The 18368-nt window shown below is 63.6% G+C and carries 17 protein-coding genes; 9 read left to right on the top strand and 8 right to left on the bottom strand.

Features of this window, described 5'->3' with window-relative positions; translation table 11 throughout:
• Positions 1–238: 238 nt before the first annotated feature.
• Positions 239–1579, top strand: coding sequence for a PRC-barrel domain-containing protein (locus tag ACFX5Q_RS30015; protein ID WP_404283707.1), 1341 nt, complete (start codon positions 239–241; stop codon positions 1577–1579).
• Between the two features lie 55 nt (positions 1580–1634).
• Here ACFX5Q_RS30015 and ACFX5Q_RS30010 read toward each other — a convergent pair whose 3' ends face one another.
• Positions 1635–3188: an alkaline phosphatase family protein gene (locus ACFX5Q_RS30010; RefSeq protein ID WP_404283706.1), complete on the bottom strand. Its 1554-nt coding sequence runs from the start codon at positions 3186–3188 to the stop codon at positions 1635–1637.
• Between the two features lie 224 nt (positions 3189–3412).
• Here ACFX5Q_RS30010 and ACFX5Q_RS30005 point away from each other — a divergent pair, with 224 nt between their 5' ends.
• From ACFX5Q_RS30005 to ACFX5Q_RS29990, 4 genes are all read left to right on the top strand, one after another.
• A complete protein-coding gene (locus ACFX5Q_RS30005; protein WP_404283704.1) occupies positions 3413–4345 on the top strand; it encodes a VOC family protein in 933 nt (310 codons plus the stop codon).
• Positions 4346–4350: 5 nt separating this feature from the next.
• Positions 4351–4974 carry an alpha/beta hydrolase gene (locus ACFX5Q_RS30000; RefSeq protein WP_404283702.1) on the top strand — a complete coding sequence of 208 codons (624 nt, stop codon included), beginning with the start codon at positions 4351–4353 and terminating at the stop codon, positions 4972–4974.
• 3 nt (positions 4975–4977) lie between these two features.
• Positions 4978–5277, top strand: coding sequence for a GNAT family N-acetyltransferase (locus ACFX5Q_RS29995; protein WP_006200562.1), 300 nt, complete (start codon positions 4978–4980; stop codon positions 5275–5277).
• A gap of 159 nt (positions 5278–5436) precedes the next feature.
• The gene (locus ACFX5Q_RS29990) at positions 5437–6495 is read left to right on the top strand and encodes a dipeptidase (RefSeq protein ID WP_404283700.1); all 1059 of its coding nucleotides are present in this window, start codon (positions 5437–5439) and stop codon (positions 6493–6495) included.
• A 13-nt stretch (positions 6496–6508) separates the two neighbouring features.
• On the opposite strand, the gene ACFX5Q_RS29985 is transcribed toward ACFX5Q_RS29990, so the two are convergent.
• From ACFX5Q_RS29985 to ACFX5Q_RS29970, 4 genes are all read right to left on the bottom strand, one after another.
• Positions 6509–6754 carry a hypothetical protein gene (locus ACFX5Q_RS29985; protein ID WP_404283698.1) on the bottom strand — a complete coding sequence of 82 codons (246 nt, stop codon included), beginning with the start codon at positions 6752–6754 and terminating at the stop codon, positions 6509–6511.
• Between the two features lie 2 nt (positions 6755–6756).
• Complete coding sequence (locus ACFX5Q_RS29980; protein ID WP_404283696.1) at positions 6757–7992, bottom strand: aminomethyltransferase family protein; 1236 nt, start codon at positions 7990–7992, stop codon at positions 6757–6759.
• A 211-nt stretch (positions 7993–8203) separates the two neighbouring features.
• Complete coding sequence (locus ACFX5Q_RS29975) at positions 8204–9769, bottom strand: phytoene desaturase family protein (protein WP_404283694.1); 1566 nt, start codon at positions 9767–9769, stop codon at positions 8204–8206.
• Positions 9756–11375: a phytoene desaturase family protein gene (locus ACFX5Q_RS29970; protein WP_404283692.1), complete on the bottom strand. Its 1620-nt coding sequence runs from the start codon at positions 11373–11375 to the stop codon at positions 9756–9758. Before ACFX5Q_RS29970 ends, ACFX5Q_RS29975 begins: the two co-directional genes overlap by 14 nt.
• A gap of 200 nt (positions 11376–11575) precedes the next feature.
• Between ACFX5Q_RS29970 and ACFX5Q_RS29965 the strand changes: the two genes are divergently transcribed.
• The 4 genes from ACFX5Q_RS29965 to ACFX5Q_RS29950 are packed head-to-tail and all read left to right on the top strand — an operon-like array spanning position 11576 to position 15507.
• Positions 11576–12370, top strand: coding sequence for a class I SAM-dependent methyltransferase (locus ACFX5Q_RS29965; RefSeq protein WP_404283690.1), 795 nt, complete (start codon positions 11576–11578; stop codon positions 12368–12370).
• Positions 12371–12376: 6 nt separating this feature from the next.
• Positions 12377–13063 (top strand): transcriptional regulator BetI, encoded by a 687-nt coding sequence (betI, locus tag ACFX5Q_RS29960; protein ID WP_006201235.1) that lies wholly within the window; start codon positions 12377–12379, stop codon positions 13061–13063.
• Between the two features lie 54 nt (positions 13064–13117).
• Positions 13118–14200, top strand: coding sequence for an ABC transporter substrate-binding protein (locus ACFX5Q_RS29955; protein ID WP_404283688.1), 1083 nt, complete (start codon positions 13118–13120; stop codon positions 14198–14200).
• Positions 14197–15507, top strand: coding sequence for a flavin monoamine oxidase family protein (locus ACFX5Q_RS29950; RefSeq protein WP_404283686.1), 1311 nt, complete (start codon positions 14197–14199; stop codon positions 15505–15507). Before ACFX5Q_RS29955 ends, ACFX5Q_RS29950 begins: the two co-directional genes overlap by 4 nt.
• Here ACFX5Q_RS29950 and ACFX5Q_RS29945 read toward each other — a convergent pair.
• Genes ACFX5Q_RS29945 through ACFX5Q_RS29935 form a run of 3 tightly spaced genes read right to left on the bottom strand, consistent with a single transcriptional unit; the run spans position 15471 to position 18344 of the window.
• Entirely contained in the window at positions 15471–16544 is a 1074-nt protein-coding gene (locus ACFX5Q_RS29945; RefSeq protein WP_404283684.1) for an ABC transporter ATP-binding protein, read from the bottom strand. The genes ACFX5Q_RS29950 and ACFX5Q_RS29945 overlap by 37 nt on opposite strands.
• Before the next feature lie 58 nt (positions 16545–16602).
• Positions 16603–17430: an ABC transporter permease gene (locus ACFX5Q_RS29940; protein ID WP_404283682.1), complete on the bottom strand. Its 828-nt coding sequence runs from the start codon at positions 17428–17430 to the stop codon at positions 16603–16605.
• Positions 17427–18344: an ABC transporter permease gene (locus tag ACFX5Q_RS29935; RefSeq protein WP_404283680.1), complete on the bottom strand. Its 918-nt coding sequence runs from the start codon at positions 18342–18344 to the stop codon at positions 17427–17429. The genes ACFX5Q_RS29940 and ACFX5Q_RS29935 overlap by 4 nt, the downstream gene beginning before the upstream one ends.
• Positions 18345–18368: the final 24 nt, after the last annotated feature.

The raw sequence follows: 18368 nt of genomic DNA, 5'->3' as shown, positions 1-18368 counted from the left end.
CACAACCCATCGGGCCGGGAAGATCCCAGCCAAAGGCTGAAACGAAGTGGCCGATGAAAGGTTCCCCCTGGCTGGGGCGAAATCCCACAAGGTTTCCTGCGACTTATCCGGATGTGCCGAGCACGCCTAATTTCGGAACAACAGCGTGGTCACGACGTTGTGAACCAGTAGGAGGATGCCGAGGCGGACGTCTCGTCTGGGCTCGGCGCGCAGAAATCAGGCACGAGGAGAGACGATCATGATCCGCACTCTTTTAGCGACGACCGCGTTGGCAACGTTGATTGCAACCGGCGCTTTCGCACAGACGGCAACAACCCCAGCGCCTGCAGAGGCGCCCGCCACCGAGACTGCTCCCGCGGCCCCGGTGGTGCGCGCGGAAGGCAGCCTGATGACCAACATCATCGGTGAATCCGTCTATAACGGCACGGCCGACGATGCCCAAAGCATCGGCGAGATCAGCGATATTGTCTTTGACGAAAACGGCAAGGCGAAATCCGCTGTCATCGGCGTCGGCGGCTTTCTTGGCATCGGGGCGAAGGATGTCGCGTTCGACTACGACAAGCTGCAATGGGTCGAGAAGAACGGCGACCGCTGGCTGGTCGCCGAGACGACGAAGGAAGCGCTGACGGCGCTGCCGGACTTTGACAGGAAGCCTTACGATCCTGTCCCGCCAGCAACGACCGATACGTCTTCCACGGACGCTACCGGAGCACAGAAGCCCGTCGACATGAATGCAGCGCCGGCCGAACCTGTCGTGAAGAAGGTGGATGGGAACCTGGCTACCAACATCATTGGCGAATCCGTCTATAACGGCACCGCTGACGACGCCCAGAGTATTGGCGATGTGAACGACATCGTTCTCACCAAGGACAACCAGGCGCAGTCGCTTGTGATCGGCGTCGGTGGATTCCTTGGCCTGGGCGAAAAGAACGTCGCCTATGACTTCGCAAAGACGCAGTGGGCAGAGCGGAACGGCGATCGCTGGCTGGTCGTCCAGACGACCAAGGAAGAGTTGCAGGCGCAGCCGGACTTCAACCGCAAGGCCTATGATCCGGCACCGGTGGCCAGCACGGCATCGAACGAGGTCCCGAAGGCCGCCGCCCCAACAACGACCGCTCCGGCCCCGGGCGAGAAAACAGCTGAGGCTCCGGCCCCGGGCGAGAAAACAGCTGAGGCTCCGGCCGCCCCGGCGCCCGATGTGAAGGCAACCGACCCGACGCAGACAGCGGCGATCGACAAGTCGACGCTGACAGAGATGCCGGTCGGCGAAATCAGAGGTGATGACCTCAAAGGGACGACCGTCTACGGCGCCAACGACGTCAAGGTCGGCGAGATCGGCGATGTCGTGCTGGCGCCGGACAGCAAGCCTGACGCGGTCATCGTCGACGTTGGAGGCTTCCTCGGCGTCGGGGAGAAGGAAGTGGCTGTCGGCATGGACAATCTCAAATTCATGACCGACAAGGACGGCAAGAAGTATCTCTACACCACCTTCACCAAGGAGCAGCTCGAGGCACAGGCGGCGTACGACAAGGGCAGCTACGCCGAGAAGCGGGATCAGCAGCGGATGATGGTGAAGTAGGGCAGTAGAGGGCAGTAGGGCTGTAGGATAGCTTTGTTCCTATTCCCCTACTCCCTTACTCCCTATCAAAATACCCCACAACGCCGTCTTCCGTCAGCTCTGCCAGTGCCAGCGACTGGTCGAGATGCGTGGCGCGCCAGGCGAGGAGTTTTTCGGCAAACTCCAGCCGCACCGCGAGATAGGCCGGATCGGTGGCGACGTTGGTCAGCTCGCCAGGGTCCTTCATCAGGTCGAACAGCAGCGGCGGCAGGCCGCCGCTGAAATGCACATATTTGAACTTTTCCGTGCGGATGGCGGCGAGATTGCACTGGCGCGAGCCAATGCCGAAATGGCGTTCGGGTTCGCCGCCGGCGATGGAGCGGAAATCGAATTCCCAGTGTGCCGCGTCGCGCCAGTCCTCAGGCGTCTCGCCCTCCAGAAATGGCTTCAGCGAAAATCCGTCGAGATGTGGCTGCGGATCCTGGCCGAGCAGGTCGAGCAGTGTCGGCAGTATGTCCACGGCCTCGGTGAAGCGGTCGATCTGACTGCCTGATGTCTCGTTTCGACGCGGGTCGCGGATGATCAGCGGGATGTGAAAGCTGCCGTCGAAGAAGCCGCCTTTGCCCAGCATGAAATGATCGCCCATCATCTCGGCGTGGTCCGAGGTCAGCACGATGACGGTGTCGTCCCATGCGCCAGCCGTCTTGAGCGCTTGCCAGAGGCGGCCGAGCTGCGCGTCCACTTCCGAGATCATGCCGTAATAGAGCGCGCGGATGGCGCGAAAATTGTCTTCGCCCCAGTCGCGCACCTTGCCTTCGCTGCCAGGCCGGAAGTTTTTTCGCTTCTGCCGGCCGAGATCGTAAGCCAGATAAGGGTGGCTCTCGGCCTCGGCTTGCCAGTTCTCGGCACGGCGGAAGGCCGGACCGTCGGCGGGATCGTATAGTGTGTTGTAGGGCTCCGGCACGATGAAGGGCGGGTGCGGACTGATGAACGAGAGATGTGCGAACCATGGCGCGCCGCCTTCCTGTTCGCCGAGCCAGCGGATGAACTCGCCGGCGAGGAACGCCGTCGGCGTCTCGTCCTTCGAATAGACGGGCGGCGTTAGGGTCACGTCATCTCCGGCCTCTCCACCAACAGGGCGATGGATGTCGGGGAAGCCGGCGCCGGTTTCGACGCCGCGCGCCTTCAGCCATGACAGCCAGGGTTTCTGGTGCTCGGGCAGGAACTGCCGTACGCTGAAGCCGGGCAGCACGCCCTCGTAGCTCTTCAGCCTGGGGTCACCAGGCGCCAGGCGGCGCGGGTCGAGCGAGACGTCGGTGTAGCCGAACAGCGTCGGATCATAACCGAGGGCCCTGACCGCGAGCGCGATGTTGCCGTGGCGAGCGTCGAGCGGCGTGCCGTTGCGGCAGACGCGGTTGTTCATCTGGTAGAGGCCGGTGTAGAGGCAGGCACGCGCCGGCGAGCAGGGTGCGGCTCCGCCATAGTGGCGTCGGAACAGGACGCCGTCGGCGGCAAGCGCGTCGGCGTTCGGAGTCCTCACCACGGGATGGCCGGCGGCGGACAGGCAATCGCCGCGCCATTGGTCGCAGGTGATGAGGAGAATGTTTGGGCGTCTACCGGACTTGGCCAATCTGGGTCTCCTCACTGGATGATGGCGCGCCGCTCATGGAGCCGAAATTCCGGACCGTTGCAAGCTGGAGTAAGTTCGTCGATTGGTGAACAAAATGTGCTTCTTCGTTCACTTTTACAGCACAGTCCATTCTGTGTTTGCGTCCTTTGCCGCCGGCGTGCCTATCCTCATATTGGCGTGGACAGCGGCATGGGCCGCACAAGCACCAAAGGAAGGAGCAAAAAATGCTCGACCAGATCAAGGGCCTGCATCACGTCACCTCGATGGCCAGCGATGCGCGCCAGAACAATGCGTTCTTCACCAAGAAGCTCGGCCTGCGCCGGGTCAAGAAAACCGTCAATTTCGACGCGCCAGACGTCTACCACCTCTACTATGCCGACGAGGTCGGCACGCCGGGTTCGGTGATGACCTACTTTCCGTTCCCGAACATCGGCAAGGGCCGCCACGGTATCGGCGAAGTCGGCACCACCGTCTATTCCGTGCCCGAAGGCACGCTTGCCTATTGGGAGAAGCGTTTTGCCGACGAGGGCGTTGCCGGGCTGTCCCGCGAGGAAGCGTTCGGCGAGAAGCGGTTGGCCTTTGCCGGTCCCGATGGCGACGGCTTCGCGCTGGTCGAGGACAAGGTGGAAAGCCGTGCGCCGTGGGTGAAGGGCGGCGTACCCGCCGACGAAGCGATCCGTGGCTTCCACTCGGTGTCGCTCAGGCTCAAGGACGGCGGCGCCACCGAGGAGCTGTTGAAGTTCATGGGCTATGAGGAAGTCGACCAGTCCGGCAACGTAAGGCGGCTGGCGGTGAAGAATGGCAACGGCGCCGATGTCGTCGACATCGAATCGCTGCCGGGTGCTGCCTTCGCCAATCTTGGCGCCGGCTCGGTCCACCATGTCGCCTTCGCCGTCGAAAACCGCGCGAAGCAGCTCGAAGTGCGCAAGGCGCTGATGGACACCGGCTATCAGGTGACGCCGGTGATCGACCGCGACTATTTCTGGGCGATTTATTTCCGCACGCCGGGCGGCGTGCTGTTCGAGGTGGCCACCAACGAGCCGGGCTTCGACCGCGACGAGGACACTGCCCATCTCGGCGAAGCGCTGAAGCTGCCGACGCAGCATCAGCATCTGAGGCCTTATCTCGAACAGCATTTGCAGAAGCTGGAAGGTTGAGGACCATGAGCAAGGACGCTTACATCCACAAGCTGCTGCCCGGTTCGCCGGGCAGTCCGCTGCTCTTCGTCTTCCACGGCACTGGCGGAGACGAGAGCCAGTTGCTTTCGCTCGGGCGCGATCTCGTTCCAGACGGAACGATATTGTCGCCGCGCGGCGACGTTGCCGAAATGGGCGCGGCACGTTTCTTCCGCCGCACCGGCGAGGGCGTCTACGACATGGATGACCTGTCTCGGGCCACGGACAAGATGGCGGGTTTCGTCAGGGCGCAGGTCGAGGCAGCAAAGCCGTCGTCGGTGCTTGGGCTCGGCTATTCCAACGGCGCCAACATCCTGGCCTCGGTGGTGTTCGCTGCACCCGACCTGTTCAATGCCTCGGTGCTGATGCATCCGCTGATCCCGTTCGAGCCGGAGGTGAAGGGCAGTCTTGCCGGCCGCCGCATCCTGGTCACCGCCGGCAAGCGCGATCCGATCTGTCCGCCCAACCTGACGTCGCGGCTCGAGGCCTATTTGCGCGCCGATGGCGCCGATGTCACTGTGGAATGGCATGAGGGCGGGCACGAGGTGCGGCCGAATGAAATCGAGGCCGCGCGGCGGTTCTTCGCCGGCGTGCCTGCTGAAGGAGCCTAAGCAATGCCTGACCAATTGCCTGAGATCGAACTGGAGGACCGCGGCTCCAAGGGTCGTTATTTCTTGCGCGGACCTGGCGGCGCCGAGGCCGAGATGACCTTCACCAAGATCGGCGAGCACCAGCTCATCATCGACCACACCGAGGTGCCGGATGCGTTTCGCGGCCAGGGCGCGGGGCTTCGGCTCGTCACCCGCGCCGTAGAGGACGCGCGCGCAGCCGGCAAGAAGATCATCCCGCTCTGCCCTTTCGCCAACGCCCAGTTCCGGCGCCATCCGGAATGGGCCGACGTGCTGAAGCAATAGGCGTTTGTCCGCGCGGAGACAGACGGCCGCGCGGGCAGAAACAAACGCAATCACCTGTCTGGCATTTGCGCGATTTGGCCATCTTGCCTAAGTAGAGGTATCGCCCGCGGGCCGGCTCACGGTCCGCGGCCCGGCTTACCTCAACCGAATGGCTTCCTGATGACCGAAACCGATCTCGTCCCCGTCTTCGACGGCCACAACGACACGCTGCTCAGGCTCTATCAGTCGAAGGATGCGGATGTCGAAAAGCTGTTCATCGAGGGGACGCAGGGCGGCCATATCGACCTGCCGCGCGCCAACAAGGGCGGCTTTGCCGGCGGCATGTTCGCGATCTTCCCGCCGCCGGTCGAGAAAACCAAACGCGCCGCGGTGCCGCCGGCGCCGAGCGACAACGAGCCCTTGCCGCCCGAGCTTCCGCGCAGTGAAGCACTGACCTCGACCATCGCCATGGCCTCGATCCTGTTTCGGCTGGAGCGGGCCGGAGCGCTGACCGTCTGCCGCAGTGCCAGCGATGTGCGCGACGCGATGGCGAAGGATTCGATCGCGGCGGTGTTCCACATCGAGGGCGTTGAGGCGATCGATCCCGAACTCACCATGCTCGACGTTCTGCACACCGCCGGCCTGCGCTCGCTCGGCATCGTCTGGAGCCGCCCCAACGCCTTCGGCAACGGCGTGCCGTTCCGCTTCCCGTCCTCGCCCGACACCGGGCCCGGCCTGACCGACGCCGGCAAGGCGCTGGTCAAGGCGTGCAACCAGCTGAAGATCATGATCGACCTCTCGCATCTCAACGAGAAGGGTTTTCGCGACGTCGCTGAAATCAGTGATGCGCCGCTCGTCGCCACGCATTCCAACGTGCACGCGATCTGCGGCCATTCCCGCAACCTTACCGACTGGCAGCTCGGCGCCATCCGCGAAAGCGGCGGCATGGTCGGGCTGAACTTCGCCACCGGCTTCCTGCGCGAGGACGGCAGGATGAACGCTGACACCTCACTCGAGATCATGGTGCGCCATGTCGACTCGCTGCTGCAGGCGCTGGGCGAGGATGGCGTCGGCCTGGGTTCGGATTTCGACGGCGCCATGATCCCGGCCGTCATCGGCGATGTCGCCGGCCTGCCGAAGCTGATCGACGCGCTTGCCGCGCGGGGTTTCGGACGGGCGCTGATCGAGAAGATCGCCTACCGCAACTGGATCGGCATGCTTGAGAAGACCATCGGATAAGTCCACCCAGTCGCTATTTGTAGCCCATGCGCTTCAGCCAGTCCTGGCCGCCGCCGCGATCCCGGATGATCGGCAACGGATCGGTGGAATCCAGCCGCGCACAGATGCGATAGACCTCGAGCGTCTCAGGGCTCATCTCGCCGCGCTTATAGAAGAACATGGCGGCGGCATAGCGGGTGCGCCCGGACCATTTTTCACCAAGCGGCGTATTGACCAGTTGCCACTGCTCAGAGGCTTCTAGCTCGGCCTCGTCGCTCATGGTCAGAAATCCGCCGGCGGATTGGCGGTGCGGCGGTCGAGCTTGATGAAGGGGCGCTGCACCACCTTGGCCCGTTTCATCAGCTTCTGGTACTGCAGCTCGCGCATGGCGTAGATCTCGACCCAGAGGTCTTCGACCATCGTGTCGCCGAAAGGCCTTGCCAGCGACGCGATGGCGATGTTGCGCTTGGCCATGGGTGACCACATGGCGGCGCTGACCAGCCCGACCTCCTGGCTCCTCTTGTGGTAGACGATGGCATGTTCGGCCGGGATGTTGCCTTCGATCTCCAGCCCGACCAGCACATGACGCAGCTTCCGCTTCGTCCGAGCTTCGAGGATGGCGCGGCGGCCGTTGAAATGGCCTTTCTCCACGTCGATCATGAAGCCGAGGCCGATCTCATCCGGCATGCGCAAGCGGTCGGCGCGGATGGCGTGCTCGGCGGTGGTGAAGTCGGCATTGGCGACGATCAGCCCGGCCTCCAGCCGGGCGCGGTTCAGCGCCGTGTAACCGATGGCGCGGATGCCGTGCAATTCGCCGGCAGTCATCAGCCGGTCCCAGAGGCTTAGCGCCTTCTCGGCTGGCACGAACAGTTCGTAGCCGAGGTCGCCGGTGAAGCCGGTGCGAGAAATGGTGATCGTGTCGCCATCATGTGGGAACTCGGCGAGGTCGAAAATCTTCAGTTTTTCCACGCCTGCGAAACCGGCATCGCGCAGCACGGCGAACGAGGTTGGACCTTGCAGGGCGAGGCCGGCAACGGCTTCAGTTTCTTCCTCGATGCTCACATCGAAGCCTATGGCGCTGTCGAGTAGCCAGGGCAGATGCCGCTCCTGCGAGCACAACCGGAAGCGTGTAGGGGAAAGCCTAAACAGCGTGCCGTCATCGAGGACAAAACCTTCGTCGTCGCACCAGGCGGTGTAGTGGACGCGGCCCGGCTTGAGCTTGGTCACGTCGCGCAAGGTGACGCGGTTGAGGAAGGCCTCGGCGTCGGGACCCTCGATGCGGTATTTCGTCATTGGCGAGATGTCGAACAGGGCGGCCTGACTGCGGATGGCGAAATATTCCAGTTCCTCGTCCCACAGCGAATGCGGGGCGCGGTAGCCGGCCCAATTGTACCAGTCCTGGGTCCTCGCCAATGCATCGATGCGCGGCTGGAACGGCGTGTCGAGGCGCAAGGTGCGGAAATGAGATTGCGCAGCGGCGCGGGCGGTCGTTGGGTTCATGGTAGGATGATGGTTCATGACGGCGTTCCTTCGCGCCCCCCTCTGTTCTGCCGGACATCTCCCCCACAAGGGGGGAGATCGGCTGGCCGTATGGCCGGCTCATCTCCTGCAGCGTTGGTGATTGGCGAAAGCGTTGATGAGAGCCAATCTCCCCCCAAGTGGGAGAGATGTCCGACAGGACAGAGGGGGGCGCCGTAGAGCACGGGCTTGGCCGATTGGTTGATCATCCCTACCCCCTCATCGCGATAATGCGCCGCGCGGCATTCAACCCCGGAGCACCGGAAACGCCGCCGCCCGGATGCGAGCCTGCGCCGGCGAGGAATAGCCCCTCGACCGGCGTGTCGTAGCCCGACCATCCGGAGACTGGCCGCGACATCAGCATCTGGTCGGCCTGCAATTCGCCGTGATGCCAGTGACCGCCGGGCATCCGGTAACGCGCCTCGATGTCGGCCGGTGTCAAAAGTTCGGTGTGAAGCACGGTCTTGGAAATGCCCGGTGCGTAAGGCTCGAGCTGAGCCATAATCGCCTTCAGGAATTTCGGTTTGCCCGCGCTCCAGCCTCCCTTCAGCACATAGGGCGCATATTGCACGACCGCCGACAGCACGCAGGCGCCGGCGGGCGCAAGCGACGGATCGGCGAGGCTGGGCAGCGCGATCTCCATCACCGGCTCGGCAGAGAACTCACCATACTTCGATGGATTGAAGGCACGCTCGACGTGATCGGGCGAGAGCGCGATGACCAGGCGGCCCTTGTGGCCAGCGGCGTCGATATCGGCAAATTGTGGCGGCCGGTCGAGCGCCAGATGCAGCTTGGCCGCATCGCCCTTCATGCGGATGTTTTTCACCTTGCGTACGAAGCCTGTGTCGACCTCGCTCGGTCCGACGAGATCGAAGATGGTTGTTGCCGGATTGACGGCGGAGACGATCGTTTTCGCACGTAGCACCTCGCCGCTGTCGAGCGCGACGCCGACGGCGCGACCTTTTTCGACGATGATCCTAGCGACAGGTGACGCTGCGCGGATGGTCACGCCGGCCCTCTCCGCGGCTGCGCGGATGGCGGTGACGACCGCGCCCATGCCACCTTTCGGCACGATCTGCGCGCCCGCCTTGCCGCCCACCTCGCCCGCCAGCCGGTAGTAGAGGCCGAGCAGCGAGGTCGGCGAACGCGGACCGAGATGGCTACCGAGCGTCGCGTCGAAGGCGAGCATGCCTTTCAGCCGGTCGTCGGTGAGTTGCTCATCGAGCAGGTCGGCGATGTTCATTAAAAGCACGCGCAGGAAATCGCGCATGTCCTCCTTGCCGAGTTTCTTCAGCGCCAGCGCTGTCTGGCCAAGAGCTGCCGTCTCCAGCAGCGACATGGCGCCAAGGTCGGGCGGACGGCGCGACAAGAACGGCTTCAAGATGCTGGCATAGCGCAGTAACTGGGCGCGCAATTCCTTCCACGCGGTCTGCTCCGAAGGGCTGGCGCCGGTCAGCACCTCGCCATAGGCGCCATGCAGCATAAGCGGCGGGCCATCCCTGGACAGCGCAACGGTCGGCACGAAATCGCCGCGTGCTATCTCCAATCCATGTTTTTCCAACTCAAGCGTCTTCACCACATCGGGATGCAGCCGGTTGAGCACATGGGCGACGGAGGAGACACGAAAGCCCTGCGCGAACTCCTCGGTGCGGGCAGCGCCGCCGACATCGTCGGCAGCTTCCAGCACGAGCACCTTGCGGCCGCTCTTCGCCAGCACTGCAGCGGCGACAAGGCCGTTATGGCCGCCGCCGATGATGATCGCGTCAAATGACGTCATGGGCGGGGCTCATATGCGAGGTTGATTTAGCGAGATCGCGCAGGATTTCGGCGGCGGCATTGCGGCCGGGCGCGCCCATGACACCGCCGCCGGGATGAGTGGAGGAGCCGCACATATAGAGCCCACTGAGCGGCGAGCGGTATTGCGCGTAGCCGGGCACCGGACGATTGAACAGAAGCTGGTCGAAGGTCAGTTCGCCCTGGAAGATGTTGCCTTCGGTCAGCCCGACCTCGGCTTCGATTTCGCGCGGCGTGCGCACCTCCATGTGGACGATGCGGTCGCGGAAGCCAGGCGAGTATTCGGCGATCTGCGCAATCACGCTTTCCGCGAACCCGTCGCGATCGGCGTCGGTCCAGTCGTGGCCGTTCACCTTGGGTGGCGCGTATTGCACAAAGCAGCTCATGAAATGCTTGCCCGGCGGAGCCATGGTCGGGTCGAGCGTCGTCGGGATGACCATGTCGAGGAACGGGTCGGCCGACCAGCGCCCGGCCTTCCAGTTGTCATAGGCGCGCTCCATGCGTTCCATCGAATCGGTGAAATGCATGTCGCCGCGATAGACCGGCGAATCCTTCGGCAACGCCGGGAATTCGGGCAGCGAATCCAGCGCTATGTTGACCTTTCCGGACGAGCCGCGGATCTTGAAGTTCTTGACCCGGCGCAGGAAGATGTCGGGCAGTTCCTTTGCCTCGACCAGCTTGAGGAAGGTGCGCTTCACGTCGGCATTGGAGACGACAAGTTTGCCGTAGATCTCCTCGCCGCCGGCGAGCACCACCCCCTTGGCCTTGCCGCGCTTGACCAGCACGTGGTCGACCTCGGCGCCGGTGCGGATGGTGCCGCCGGAGGCCTTGAAGGACGCGGCGAGCGCCTTGGTGACGGCGCCCATGCCGCCGCGCGCATAGCCCCAGGCGCCGACCGAACCGTCGACCTCGCCCATATAGTGGTGGAGCAGCACGTACGCGGTGCCGGGCGACATCGGTCCGAGTGCCGTGCCGATGATGCCGGACAGTGCGAAGTTGGCCTTGATGACATCGGTCTCGAAATATTCGTCGAGGAAGTCCGAGATCGACATGGTCCAGAAGCGCAGCGTCAGCGTCATCTCTTCCGCCGAAAGCCCGGCGAATTTCTTGCCGAGATAGAGCAGCTCGCCGAGATCGCGCGGCCGCAAACTTGTCGGGTCCGGCGCGGTGCGCATCAGCAGCGGCTGGATGAAGCGGCACTGCCGCGTCACATCGCGGGCGTAGCTGTCATAGGCCTCGGAATCGCGCTTGGAGAAACGGGCGAACTCGCGCCGATGGGCGTCGTGATCGCGGTAGTTGGCGAGATAGTCGCCGTCGCGGGTGAAGACGGCGCCGCCTTCATAGGAAATCACCTGCAGGCCGAAGCGCGGCAACTCGAGGTCGCGCATGATCTCGGGCCGGAACAGCGAGCAGACATAGGAGCAGTTGGAGTAGAGGAAACCAGGCGTCAATTCCCTGCTGGTGGCCGCACCGCCGACCCAGTCGTTCTTCTCCACCACCAGCACGTCGAGGCCGGCGCGCTGGAGATAGCAGGCGTTGACCAGCCCGTTGTGGCCGCCGCCGATGACGATTGCATCCCACGCCTTCATATACGCCGAGCCTTCATGGCGATCTCACCGTTCATTTTTATGTGATCTGTTCCCGAATGCTCGGAATTTGGCACGGCTTCAGCCATTTTGTCCAGCTGTATTGAATGAATGTTCAACAAATGATGTTGCGTTTTCCTGTTTATGCGCTAGGCTTTGCCGACTTTCTGGGATGTCCAGCAGGCAGTCGGAGCTGAGGTCGGATGATCGAAACGGCGGATGCCGAGCCGGAATATGACGACACCGCCACCCGCTTCCTGGAGGCGCTCTGGGGCGACGGCTATCTGTCGTCGGGCGGGCCCGACGAGGTCGACCGGGTCGTCGAAGGCCTGTCGCTCGCGGGCAAGACGATCCTCGACATAGGCTGCAGTGCCGGCGGCATCACATTGCATCTGGTCGAGCGCCATGGCGCCGCCCACGCTACCGGGTTCGATGTCGAACGGCCAGTGATCGAGACGGCACGCCGGCGCGCGGCCGCACAAAGTCTCGGCGACCGCGTCAGCTTCGTCCAGGCGCCGCCCGGTCCGTTGCCTTTCACGGATGCTTCCTTCGACGTCGTCTTCTCCAAGGATGCGCTGCTGCACGTACCCGACAAGGACGCGCTGTTTGCCGAAATCTTCCGGGTGCTGAAGCAGGGCGGAGTCTTTGCGGCATCGAACTGGATGATCTCGCATGACGGTGGACCGTCACCCGAGATGAAGGCCTATGTCGCGGCCGAGGGGCTGTCCTTCGCCATGGCCTCGCCTGAGCGCTATGTGCTGGCGATGCGCCGGGCAGGGTTTTCCAATGTCACCATACGCGACCGCAATCCCTGGTATCGTGAGGTCGCTCGCGGCGAGCTGGAGAGGCTGAAAGGTCCGCTCTATCCGACGGTCGCTGCCGCGGTCGGCGCTGCCTATGTCGACAAGAACATCCGGACCTGGGAAGCCATGCAGAAGGTGCTTGACAGTGGTGAGCACCGTCCCACTCATCTTCGCGGTCGAAAGCCGGTTGGGTAGCCGGCAATGCTGGAGATCATGACGCCGATGAAGACCGCAGAAGCCAGGGATGTTCTGCCTGAACCAGCACGAAAAGGCGACGCCGAAAAGCGCGGCCGCAAGGCGTCGAAGGAAGTCCGGCAGCAGCAGCTGATCGAGGCGACGATCGATTCGCTGGCCAAGCGCGGCTATTCGGAGACGACGATGGCCGACGTCGCCGATGGCGCGGGCCTGTCGCGCGGCATCGTCAACTTTCACTTCGAAAGCAAGGACAAGCTGCTCGTCGCCACGTTGCAATACATGGCCGACGAATATGCCGCGCACTGGCGTGCTGCATTGACCAAGGCCGGCGAGGACCCGGCCCACCAGTTGCGGGCGCTGGTCGCGGCCGATTTCGACCGTTCGATCTGCAACAAGCGCAAGCTGGCCGCCTGGTGCGCCTTTTGGGGCGAGGCCAAGTCGCGGCCGACCTATCAGGCGCTCTGCGGCGCGCGCGACGCGGCCTACCAGAAGATCTTCATCGATCTCTGCGCAACGCTCAAAGAGAGTGGCGGCTATGCCTATGAGCCGCAAGTCATCGCCTTGGCGCTGAGCGCCATGCTGGAAGGTCTGTGGCTGCGGCTGATGATGGGGACCGAGGACGTCACCCGCGAGAGCGCGCTGCAGGCGGCGAACGCGTTCCTGTCGGCGGCATTTCCAAAGCATTACCCGTGAGAAAGCCGGCGGCATCAAGCCGGCATCAACAACCAAAAAGAGGATGGAACAGCAATGAAGATACTCAGCCGACGCCTGACACTGACATTGGCACTGGGTGCAACGCTTGCGGCTTCGGCGGCGGCGCTCGCCGTTGCCGCCGACAAGGACCTGATCGTGTTCGACTGGTCCGGTTACGAAGACCCCAGCTTCCACCCGAAATATGTCGAGAAGAACGGCGACTCGCCGACATTCACCTTCTTCGGCGACGAGGACGAGGCGTTCGAGAAGGTCCGCTCCGGCTTCAAGGCCGACCTTGGTCATCCCTGTTCGCAGAGCGTGGTGAAATGGCGTGAGGCAGGGCTGCTGCAGCCGCTCGATCCCTCGAAGATCACGGGCTGGAAGGACCTCAATCCCGGCATCATGGCGATGAAGGATCTTGCCACCACCGCCGACGGCAAGGCCTGGTTCATGCCCTGGGATTGGGGCAACACGCAGCTCACCTACAATTCCGACAAGGTCGACGAGAAGGACGTGCAGTCGCTCAACGCCTTCGCCGATCCCAAGTTCAAGGGTAAGGTTTCGATCGGCGACAATGTCGACGATGCCTATGCGCTGGCCAGCCTCGCCATCGGGCTCAAGGACTGGACCAAGATGACGGACGACCAGTTCAAGCAGGCATCCGACTTCCTGCGCCAGGTGCACAAGAATATCCGTTCCTACTGGACCGATACCACCGACATCGTCCAGCAGCTGAGCGGTGGCGAGGTCGATCTCGCCTGGGCTTGGAATGACGCCACGGTGCAGTCGGTCGCCGCCGGCGTGCCGATCAAGGCCAAGAAGGACACCGCCGAGGGTATCTCGACTTGGGTCTGCGGCTATGTGCTGTTCAAGGATGCGCCCGATAGTGTCGACAAGGCCTATGACTATCTGAACGCCATCAACGATCCGGAAACCGCCAAGGTGCTGGTCAAGGATTGGGGCTATGGCCAGGCTAACGCCAAGGGCATGGCCGGCGTCGACCAGGCGATGCTGAAGGAAAAGGGCTATGACGACGTGCAGAAATTCGTCGACAAGACGCTGTTCCAGTCGCCTGTGCCCTCCGATCTCAAGCTCAAGATGATCGCCGAGTTCGAGAAGATCAAGGCTGGCTATTGAGCAGAAAGATCGAAAGAACCGGCGTCGTCATCGTCGGCGCCGGCTTCACCGGCCTGTCGGCCGCGCTCGAATTGAACAAAGCCGGCATCGATTTCCTGCTGCTCGAAGCGCGCGACCGTGTCGGTGGGCGAGTCGAGGCTACCTTGAACGGTCTTGGCGAACGCATCGACAGCGGCGGCCAGTTCCTGTGCGAGGACATGCCGGAACTAATGGCTTTGGTCGAGGCGCGCGGCAAGACGCTGGCCGCGACCTATGTCGAGGGCGATTTCATCGCGCGGCCGTCAATGTCACCGCAGGAGGCCGAGCGGACCTATGTCGCTGCGATGGCGATCCGCGAGCGCATGAATGCCATCGCGCCTGACGATCCCGCGATTGCCGGCCTGACCGTTGCAGCCTGGCTCGACCGCCAGAACGATACCGCCGATGCCAAGGCAGCCTTTCGGTCGATGATCGAAGGCCTGTGGTGCCTGGCGCTGGAGAAGGTCCCGCTCTGGCATCTGATCGACAATGACCGCCGGATCACTAACGAGGTGCCGGAGCTGCAGTATTCTTTGCGTGAAACCATGCAATCGCTGGCCGATGATCTGGCCGGCGACCTCGGCGGCCGGCTGCGGCTGAATGAGCCTGTGACGCAGATCGGGCACGGGGCGAAAGGCGTCCGTGTTATCTCGGCCAGCGGCGCGATCGAAGCGCGCCAGGTCCTGGTCGCGCTGCCGCCGGCGACAGCTGCGAAACTCGATTTCGCACCATCTCTGCCGGTCAACTTGAAGAGGGCGCTGGACGTTTGGGAGAGCGGCGCGGTGATCAAAATCCTCGTGCGCTACGCAACTCCATTCTGGCGCGACCGCGGCTTGAGCGGCATGGTGATGTGGCGCGACCGGCCGGGACTGTTTGCCTGTGACACCAGCAAGGATGCCGACCATGCCGCGCTCGTCGTCTTCGTCGGCGGACCGCTTGCGCTGCGCTGGCGCGAGTTCAGCGATGCAGCGCTGCGCGCCGAAGTGACGGCAAGGCTGGAGGAAGCGCTCGGTCCGGACGCGTCCGATATCCTCGATTTCAACCAGCGCGACTGGACGCATGATCGCTGGAGCGGTGGCGCCTACAGCGACCTTATTGTCGTCACCACGGCGACGGATGCCGAACGCACGATCCTGGCCGGCGCGCCGCCCGTCCATTTCGCAGCGTCGGAAGTGTCGCCGTCATTTCCTGGCTATGTCGAGGGCGCGATCGTCGCGGGCCGCATCGCAGCGCGAAGGATCATCGGAGAGTTTCAATCCGCCATCGCCACCAGGGCTTCGGGATCGTAAGCCAGGCGGATCGAGGTACCGACCGGGATGTCGTCGGCACCGAAATCATTGGTCTCGGTCACCGAGAGCGGCTTTTCCAGCCCAGGGATCTCGACGATCAGATGGGTGATCTCGCCGAAATAGTGGCGCTCGACCACCTTGCCGGCGACTTCGAATTTCGCCGTGGCATCGTCCCACAGCACGCGCAGGCGCTCCGGCCTTATGCCGAGCGTGGCGGCTCCACCATTGCGGACAAAGGCCTTCGGCTTGTCGGTTTTGACGCGGCCGAAGCCCAGCGTGTCGACGACCAAGGAGGCGCCGTTCTCCTCGACGATCTCGGCCTTGACGAAATTCATGCCGCCGAGGAAGTCGGCCACTTGGCGATTGACCGGCCGCTGGTAGATCTCCTTGGGCGAGGCGACCTGCGCGATCTTGCCGCCGAACATCACGGCGATGCGATCCGACATGGCCAGCGCCTCATACTGGTCATGTGTGACCAGCGCGAAGGTGATGCCGACCGCCTGCTGCAGGCGGCGCAGCTCGACCTGCATCTGCTCGCGCAGTTTCTTGTCCAGCGCCGACAGCGGCTCGTCGAGCAGCAGCACTTTGGGCCGCATCACCAAGGCGCGAGCAAGTGCCACGCGCTGGCGCTGGCCGCCGGAGAGTTCGGTAGCCAGACGCTTGCCGAGGCCGGTCAGCGACACCTGCGCCAGCGCCTCCTCGACGCGGCGCTTTTCCTCCGTCCCCTCTAGCCTCAGCCGCTTCAGCCCGTAGGCGACATTCTGCTCGACATTGAGATGCGGAAAGATCGCATAGCTCTGGAACACCATGTTGGTCGGCCGGCGGTTGGCCGGGATGCCTTCCATCGGCTGGCCGCCGACGGCGATCGAGCCGGTGGTCGGATTGTCGAAGCCGGCGATCATGCGCAGCAGCGTGGTCTTGCCGCAGCCGGATGGGCCGAGCAGCGAGAAGAACTCGCCTTCCTTGATGGTCAGCGTGGCATCGTCCAACGCCTTGAAGGCGCCATAGCTGCGGGTGACGTTGCGGATCTCGATCATGGGTCGTTCGGAAAGCGGGGGCCGTTCGGATTGATGAGGCCGGGCGGCCTGGGACTGCTCAGGCATAGAGGCCTCCCTCGTTCTGTGTGCGCCTGGCCGCGCGGCGGCGCAGGATTTCGGCAACGGTCATCAGCAGGAAAGAGGCGACCAGCAGAAGCGTGCCCAACGCCAGCACGCCGGGCAGCTTTGATGCGAAACGCAGCTGGCCCCAGATGTAGATCGGCAGCGTCGCATCGGTGCCGGTCAGGAAGAAGGCGATGATGAACTCGTCGAGCGAGATGGTGAAGCTGACCAGCAGGCTGGAGATGATCGCTGGCGCCACCATCGGCAGCGTCACCCGCCGGAAGGTACCGAAGGCGCTCTCGCCGAGATCGGCGGAGGCCTCTTCCAGGCTGCGGTCGAAGCCCTCGAAGCCGGAAGTCAGCACCGTCATCGAATAGGGGATGCAGACTAGGACATGGCCGAGCACGACGGTGAGCAGCGACAGGCTGAGGCCGAGCTGCAGCATCACCAGCAGCATCGAGATGGCGACGATGACTTCCGGCAGCACCAGGGGCGCCATGATCAGGCCGTTGATGGCGCGGCGGCCGGGGTAGCGGTAGCGGGTGATGGAGCGGGCGGCGAGGATGCCGAAGACGGTGGCGAGGATGGACGCCGAGACGCCGACGACCAGGCTGTTCCAGGCGGCGTCGAGCAGTGCCGGCGTGCGCGGCAGGTCCTCGTACCATTTGAGGGTGAGGCCGGAGAGCGGGAATTTCGGCGTTGCTGCGGTGTTGATCGAGAAGATCGGCAGGAAGATGACCGGCAGATAGAGGAACACCACGTAAAGGAAGGCATAGACCGACAGCCAGCCACCGCCCGGCCGGAAACGCCGCAACGCCGTCATCGCGCCAGCCTCTGCGCGGCGCGGATGATCAGCACCATGGCGCCGGCGATCAGCGTCACGATCACCATGGTGGTGACGGAAAGTGCCGCGCCCAGCGGCCAGTTCGACGCCTTGCCGAACTGCGCCTGGATGGCGTTGGCGATCATGACGCCGTCCTTGCCGCCGACAAGCTTCGGTGTGACATAGTCGCCGACCGTCGGGATCATGACGATGAGTGCCGCCGAGATGATACCTGGCACCGACAGCGGCAGTGTCACGCGCAGGAAGGAACGGAGCGGACCGTCGCCGAGGTCCTTGGCCGCCTCGACCAGCGTGCGGTCGACTTTTTCCAATGACACAAAGATCGGCAGGATGGCGAAGGCCGCCCAGGCATGGGTCAGCGTGATGATGACGGCGGTCGAATTGTAGAGCAGGGCCGTCGATGGTTCGTCGATGATGCCGAGGCCCATCAGGCCGGAATTGAGCACGCCATTGTAGCCGAGGATGACCTTCCACGACATCACGCGCAGCAGGTAGCTGGTCCAGAATGGGATGGTGATCAGGAACAGCCACAGGCTCTTATGGCGGCCGCCATGGAACGAGATGAAGTAGGCGATCGGGTAGGCGAGCACGCCCGTGAAGAAGCTCACCATCAGCGAGATGTAGAGAGAGCGCCAGAGCAGGTCGCGATAGATCGGCTCGGTCAGCGCGATGCGGTAGTTCTCCAGCGTGAAGGTTCGGTCGATGGTGAGATAGTTCTGCGTCCAGAAGGAGTGAGCGATGACCACCAGGATCGGCAGGACCAGAAGAATGAGGGCATAGAGGAAGGTGGGGCTGATCAGGGCAAAGCCCTGGACGGGTTCGGACTGCAGAAGGGCGTTTCGCCTGGCCCGTGTCATGCGCCGTGCAGGCGACCCCTCGGCAGCCGCCGTCATTGCAGCGCCCCCGGCGTGATCTCG

Source organism: Mesorhizobium sp. IMUNJ 23033 (assembly GCF_044778005.1).
Taxonomy (GTDB): Bacteria; Pseudomonadota; Alphaproteobacteria; order Rhizobiales; family Rhizobiaceae; genus Mesorhizobium; species Mesorhizobium amorphae_A.
Note: the sequence above shows the minus strand (reverse complement) of the source record. Positions and strands in the feature narration are given on the sequence as shown.

Bases quoted from the DNA above. Each gene is read 5' to 3' on its own strand.
- ACFX5Q_RS29955 (WP_404283688.1), top strand. From the start codon at position 13,118: ATGAAGATACTCAGCCGACGCCTGACACTGACATTGGCACTGGGTGCA.
- ACFX5Q_RS29965 (WP_404283690.1), top strand. From the start codon at position 11,576: ATGATCGAAACGGCGGATGCCGAGCCGGAATATGACGACACCGCCACC.
- ACFX5Q_RS29940 (WP_404283682.1), bottom strand. From the start codon at position 17,430: ATGACGGCGTTGCGGCGTTTCCGGCCGGGCGGTGGCTGGCTGTCGGTC.
- ACFX5Q_RS29980 (WP_404283696.1), bottom strand. From the start codon at position 7,992: ATGAACCATCATCCTACCATGAACCCAACGACCGCCCGCGCCGCTGCG.
- ACFX5Q_RS30015 (WP_404283707.1), top strand. From the start codon at position 239: ATGATCCGCACTCTTTTAGCGACGACCGCGTTGGCAACGTTGATTGCA.
- ACFX5Q_RS29945 (WP_404283684.1), bottom strand. From the start codon at position 16,544: ATGATCGAGATCCGCAACGTCACCCGCAGCTATGGCGCCTTCAAGGCG.
- ACFX5Q_RS30000 (WP_404283702.1), top strand. From the start codon at position 4,351: ATGAGCAAGGACGCTTACATCCACAAGCTGCTGCCCGGTTCGCCGGGC.
- ACFX5Q_RS30005 (WP_404283704.1), top strand. From the start codon at position 3,413: ATGCTCGACCAGATCAAGGGCCTGCATCACGTCACCTCGATGGCCAGC.
- ACFX5Q_RS29975 (WP_404283694.1), bottom strand. From the start codon at position 9,769: ATGACGTCATTTGACGCGATCATCATCGGCGGCGGCCATAACGGCCTT.
- ACFX5Q_RS29990 (WP_404283700.1), top strand. From the start codon at position 5,437: ATGACCGAAACCGATCTCGTCCCCGTCTTCGACGGCCACAACGACACG.
- ACFX5Q_RS29935 (WP_404283680.1), bottom strand. From the start codon at position 18,344: ATGACGGCGGCTGCCGAGGGGTCGCCTGCACGGCGCATGACACGGGCC.
- ACFX5Q_RS29995 (WP_006200562.1), top strand. From the start codon at position 4,978: ATGCCTGACCAATTGCCTGAGATCGAACTGGAGGACCGCGGCTCCAAG.
- ACFX5Q_RS29985 (WP_404283698.1), bottom strand. From the start codon at position 6,754: ATGAGCGACGAGGCCGAGCTAGAAGCCTCTGAGCAGTGGCAACTGGTC.
- ACFX5Q_RS29970 (WP_404283692.1), bottom strand. From the start codon at position 11,375: ATGAAGGCGTGGGATGCAATCGTCATCGGCGGCGGCCACAACGGGCTG.
- betI (WP_006201235.1), top strand. From the start codon at position 12,377: ATGCTGGAGATCATGACGCCGATGAAGACCGCAGAAGCCAGGGATGTT.